A 4,849-nucleotide genomic window follows, 5' to 3' on the forward strand; every position below is an offset into this window, starting at 1 on the left:
AGGCCAGTCTCGAAAACCAAGTGGACGGCGCAGCACCTTGAAAACTCGGCTTAGGGGGTTCCGACCAGAAAAGCTTGGCCGGGTAAAAAGTCGCGCGCAACAAGTACAAGAAGCTATAGGCGGTCAACGTACCGTGGGACACACGGAATCGGGCTTCTGAAATGGGGCGAAAGTCTGCGGACTCTGTGTAAGACAGTACATGGTTTTTTAACTGTGGTATGCGACGGTGGTGGAAGCAGAAACTTAAATCGTGAGGTTTAGGAATCGCCGCACTTTTAGGGCGGCGAGGATGTCAAGAGTTGACAATTTCCTCCTTAGAAAAAGTTGATAATCGGTTCACCGGGCTTGGCATTTATAAAGGTCGATCCCGTTTGTCGTTTCTCGAATCGTTCCCGAGTTTTCACGTAGGCGAGATCGGGTAACGACACATAGCCTACACTGTCCACGTATTTCCACGAATTATCCACAAAGAAACGCACGAAACGTTCAACCGAAGGTTTGCTATCCAGTTCTTTTTTACTAACGTAAATAAAGAGAGGGCGAGTGAGGGGACTATAGGTATTGCGCTTGACGTTCTCCAAAGGAATGGGCTTAACACACTCTTTGCCCTCCAGATTTTCTAGCCCGACCACGTTTACCTTGTCTTGATTTTGCATTACGAAAGCGATCCCCGCAAAGGCGAATCCGTTGGCATTGCCGATGACTCCCTGAATCAGAGTATTTTGGTTAAAGCTGGGCGTATAATCGCTCCGAATATTCCCTCTTCTCTTGGTGATCGATTGGGTGAAATAATCGGTCGTTCCCGCGTCCACAGGAGGTGCGAATAACAGAATTCTCTCTTTGGGAAATTTAGGATTAACTTGATCCCAAGTAACGATTTTCCTTTCGGCTTCTGCCTCCCAGAGTGTCTTTAACTCTTTTCGAGTTAGGCACTTGAGAAACTTATTGTTTTTGTTCGCTACCAACGCCAGACCGTCCAGCGCCATGGGTAGCTCGATGTACTCGATTCCCGCCCTCTTACAGGCTTTCGATTCCGATTCCCGGATGACACGGGAAGCGACCCCAATATCGATGCTACCGTTACAGAGCCGGGTAAATCCCCCACCTGTACCGCTAAAGGCCACCCCGACTCGGGCGTTGGGAGCGACTTTTTGATATTCTTCGGCAACGGCGAGCGCTAGGGCGAAGCCCACGGCCCCCCCGTCCACGCTGACCTGTTGTTCCCCGCTTTCCGCTCTGTCGGCACAACCGGTCATCCAGTGGCCTATCAGTAAGAGGGGAATTAGATAAAAAAGACGGAATTGTTTCATAGACTTGAAGATAGATTGATAACAATATCGTTGATGGCTTTTAGGTGGGAGAATTCGCTCTGATTTGGTCGAAAATAGCTCCCTTCGCTAAAAAATCGTTACGGATCAAAGGCCAACCCCCTAAATCTTGGGAGCTAAACAGGGTTTCCACGGGAGGTAATTTTGCTTCGGTGGCGATCGTGATAAAGGGATTGACCGATCGATAGCCTAGTTTGGCCAATTCCTGTTGTGCCGGCTCGGAATAGAGGAAATTGACAAAGGCCTCGGCCACCTCTCGCGTGCCGTGTTTATCGACATTTCTATCCACCACCGCAACGGGATTATCGATCGAGATATTGACCGGAGGGACGAAGTAACTGGTGTCGGGTCGATTTCTGGCCGCTAGAATTACCTCGTTTTCGTAGGTGACTAAAACATCCCCCTTTCCTTCTTGGAAAAAGGCATTGCTGGCTTCCCGCGCGTCCCTGGCTAGGGTGGGAATCTTTTCATAGACTTGGCGGACAAAATCCAATGCCTGTTCCGGTTCGCCCCCCGTTTGCGTCACCGAACCCCAGAGGGCTAATAACTGCCAAATAGCGATCCCGGAAGTTTTCGGATCGGCGGATAGAACCGTAACGTCCTCTCTAGCCAGATCCGCCCAAGATTGAATCTTTTTCGGATTTCCCGCCCGTGTGACGATCGCTGCAACCGATCGACTCACCACTCCCCTTCTCGGAACCCGATCTTCCCAACTGCGATGAACTAACCCCGCGTCGGCGATGCGCGTCACGTCTAGAGGTAGGGCTAGATGTACCACGTCCGCCTCTTGTTTCCCAGCAATCACGTCATCGGCCTGGGCCAGGGAACCGCCGTAACTCCGCTGGAAAATGACTTTTTGGTTATGCTCTTTTTGCCATTTATCGACGAATTTCGGGATAATCTGGTCGTGAGCGGCTTTCGTGACCGAAAAGGAAACGAGATTTAATTTCACCTCTGGTTTCGAGACTATTTCCCTGGACGTACAGGAAGCGAGCGCGAGCGCACCCAGCAATCCTAATACCAAGAAGGATACAAATCCCCGCCGCGATAGCGAATGGAAGCGACGAAATAGCGATCGAATTGATAACAGTGATACATTCATCGGGATTTTCCCTATAAGGTTGATCTAAAGGAGTTCTCGATTATCGCGGTCTATTCTCTCTTGCTCAATTCTGACTCCCGTGCGAGCCAGAGATTGTCGATTTTTACAGGGGCCTAATTTAGCCGATGGGAATCAACAGGCGATAGGAGCCGTTATCGAGAATAATCCGTAGCCCCAACCACATCAGCACAAAAGGGAAAAGCTTACTCGCATAACGGCTGAGGACAACCGCGATCCCCGGTTGGCGGGTTAGATTATAGGAGAGAAATAACCAAGTACAAACGATTAAATAGCAGATCGGGATGATTACGGCTAACTGCGCCACGGTACTATTGGCGAATAGGGGAATGTAGATACCGAGATTATTGCCGCCATTGGATATCGTGACCGCGGAAACTTTATAGGTTTGGCGATCGCTGAGGACTTGACCGAGGGATAGTCTTCGCGAGGCGAACCCGTGAAATTGGGCGTTTCTTCGCAAATTCACCTTGCGATCTGCGGTTTCCCTCTCGTTATCGCGATTTAACGTCAGTAAATTTCTCACACCGATGAGGATCGGCAGGATTCCGAGAAGACCGATATAAATCGGCGGGATGATTAAGCCGAGTAGAAAACCGACCAAGCTAACCGATACTAAGGCCGTAAACCCGAGTAGCTCGCCGACGACAATGTGAACCGGGCGAAAGGTACGATTTACCTCGCTAAAGAAGCCGGTTAGATAAATATTGTCGTCGAAGGTGGTGGCTATGCCGGTGGCCACCGCGATTTTGACGATTTCGATCAACCAATCCATCCATACCACCTCGATCTCCCAAATGCGGGCGCAATTTCATTTTGAAACTATATCATTTTGAATACATTTATAAATGTACTTTGTTACACAATCGAGGAGTCGTGGATTTTTATAGTATGTAAATAAAACTAATGGCAGCTATGCCGAGGGAGTTGGGAAACTCTTCTCTCTTGTCCCCTTTCCCGATAATAAATCTTGTTTTCTGCGAGAAATCCCATGCTCCACCGTTCGATCAAGTGTCTCTGGAAACCGTGGCGAAATTGGCGGGCAGTTCTTCCCGCGATGCTTTTTTTGACCAGCCTGGTCGGGAGCTTTCTCCTGGCTGGATTTTCCGACACGATCGCCGTCGGTCAAAATTCTCGATCGGATAACCCGATTCTGAACCTGGTCGATAGCTTTAAATTCCCCCGCAATACGACTCCCCGACTATTGGAAACCGTGGGATTATTTATCGCTGGAATTCTCTTCTGTATCGCGATCAATCGCTGGTTCAAACGCTCGACCCCCTCCGATATCACTCCCCTCGCCAAACAAGCGCGGCGGCTAGGAACCCTCAAGATCGGCTATCCCGAGGGTATGACCAATCTGGAAGTTCTCCGCGCCCAGGCCTTTCTCGAAAGACGCTTAAAACCCTTTGGGGTGACGGTAACGTGGACGAGTTTTCTGGCCGCTTCCTCTCTGATCGAGGCCTTGAGCAACGGAACGATCGACTTCTGCGGTGGTGGCGGTACGGCGAGTATTTTCTCCCAAGCGGCGGAACACGTCTTCGTCCGGGTAGCCAAGGAAAAATATACCGCCCCGAAAGGTCAGGCGATTCTCGTACCGGAGGATTCGCCAATAGAGACGTTGGCGGATTTAAAAGGAAAAAGAATCGCCTTCGATCGGGGTTCGAGCGCCCATTACGTCCTCATCCGCGCACTGATGAGAGTGAATCTCGAATTAAGCGATATCGAACCGGTGTATGCGACTCAACCGGAAGCACTGGTGCTTTTTCGTTGCGGTGAGATCGACGCTTGGGTGGTGTGGGTTCCCTACTCGCCCACCGAGACGCGCACCTATCCAGGAAGATCGGTGGCCGATCTAGAGAGCATCTTTGGGGAAAACGCCTCTCTAGAAGTGCCGACCTATTATTATGCGGTTCCCGAATTGGTACGCGATTATCCCGATGTACTGAAAGTGATTTTAGAAGAGGTGAACGAGGCGGGTGCTTGGGCGAAACAACAGGAGTTAGAGGCGACGAGACGCTTGGCAGCTCACCACGAGCTCGATCCGGCGATCGTCACTAATCTCGAACAACGGGCCTCTGAACGTGCCATTATCCCGATCGACGATCGCTCTCTGGCGGCCCTACAACACCAAGCTAATATCTTCCGAGACCTGAAACTGATCCCCCATCGGGTCAATGTGCGCGACGGAACCTACACCCTACAGACGAAACAAAATTGGACATATTAATAGTTAGTAAAAGTATAGTCAAATATAGACGGACTGAATTCCATTTCAGAAATTCCCTTCACTTTTACTTCGAGAGATTGATTCTCCTTGGGTGAACTACGCACCTCTCTATCCCATAGCGGTTAAACGCATTTGGGAATGCTTTTCGCAAAATGTTGTAGGAACCCATCA

The 4,849-nt window shown here is 50.1% G+C and carries 4 protein-coding genes and 1 pseudogene; 1 reads left to right on the plus strand and 4 read right to left on the minus strand.

Going from position 1 to position 4,849, the window contains the following annotated elements; translation table 11 throughout:
- Positions 1-314: 314 nt before the first annotated feature.
- From IM479_RS16410 to IM479_RS16420, 3 genes are all read right to left on the minus strand, one after another.
- Positions 315-1,310, minus strand: coding sequence for a PstS family phosphate ABC transporter substrate-binding protein (locus IM479_RS16410; RefSeq protein WP_287686621.1), 996 nt, complete (start codon positions 1,308-1,310; stop codon positions 315-317).
- A 40-nt stretch (positions 1,311-1,350) separates the two neighbouring features.
- On the minus strand, positions 1,351-2,430 hold the full coding sequence (locus IM479_RS16415) for a sulfate ABC transporter substrate-binding protein (protein WP_287686623.1): 1,080 nt from the start codon (positions 2,428-2,430) through the stop codon (positions 1,351-1,353).
- A 118-nt stretch (positions 2,431-2,548) separates the two neighbouring features.
- Positions 2,549-3,223: a cadmium resistance transporter gene (locus IM479_RS16420; protein ID WP_287686625.1), complete on the minus strand. Its 675-nt coding sequence runs from the start codon at positions 3,221-3,223 to the stop codon at positions 2,549-2,551.
- A 216-nt stretch (positions 3,224-3,439) separates the two neighbouring features.
- On the opposite strand from IM479_RS16420, the gene IM479_RS16425 reads away from it, so the two are divergent.
- On the plus strand, positions 3,440-4,678 hold the full coding sequence (locus tag IM479_RS16425; RefSeq protein WP_287686627.1) for a sulfonate ABC transporter substrate-binding protein: 1,239 nt from the start codon (positions 3,440-3,442) through the stop codon (positions 4,676-4,678).
- A 64-nt stretch (positions 4,679-4,742) separates the two neighbouring features.
- Here IM479_RS16425 and IM479_RS22765 read toward each other — a convergent pair.
- Positions 4,743-4,849 (minus strand): annotated as a pseudogene (locus IM479_RS22765) (IS200/IS605 family accessory protein TnpB-related protein); the annotation flags it as partial.

The organism is Microcystis sp. M165S2 (assembly GCF_020245885.1).
Lineage (GTDB): Bacteria > Cyanobacteriota > Cyanobacteriia > Cyanobacteriales > Microcystaceae > Microcystis.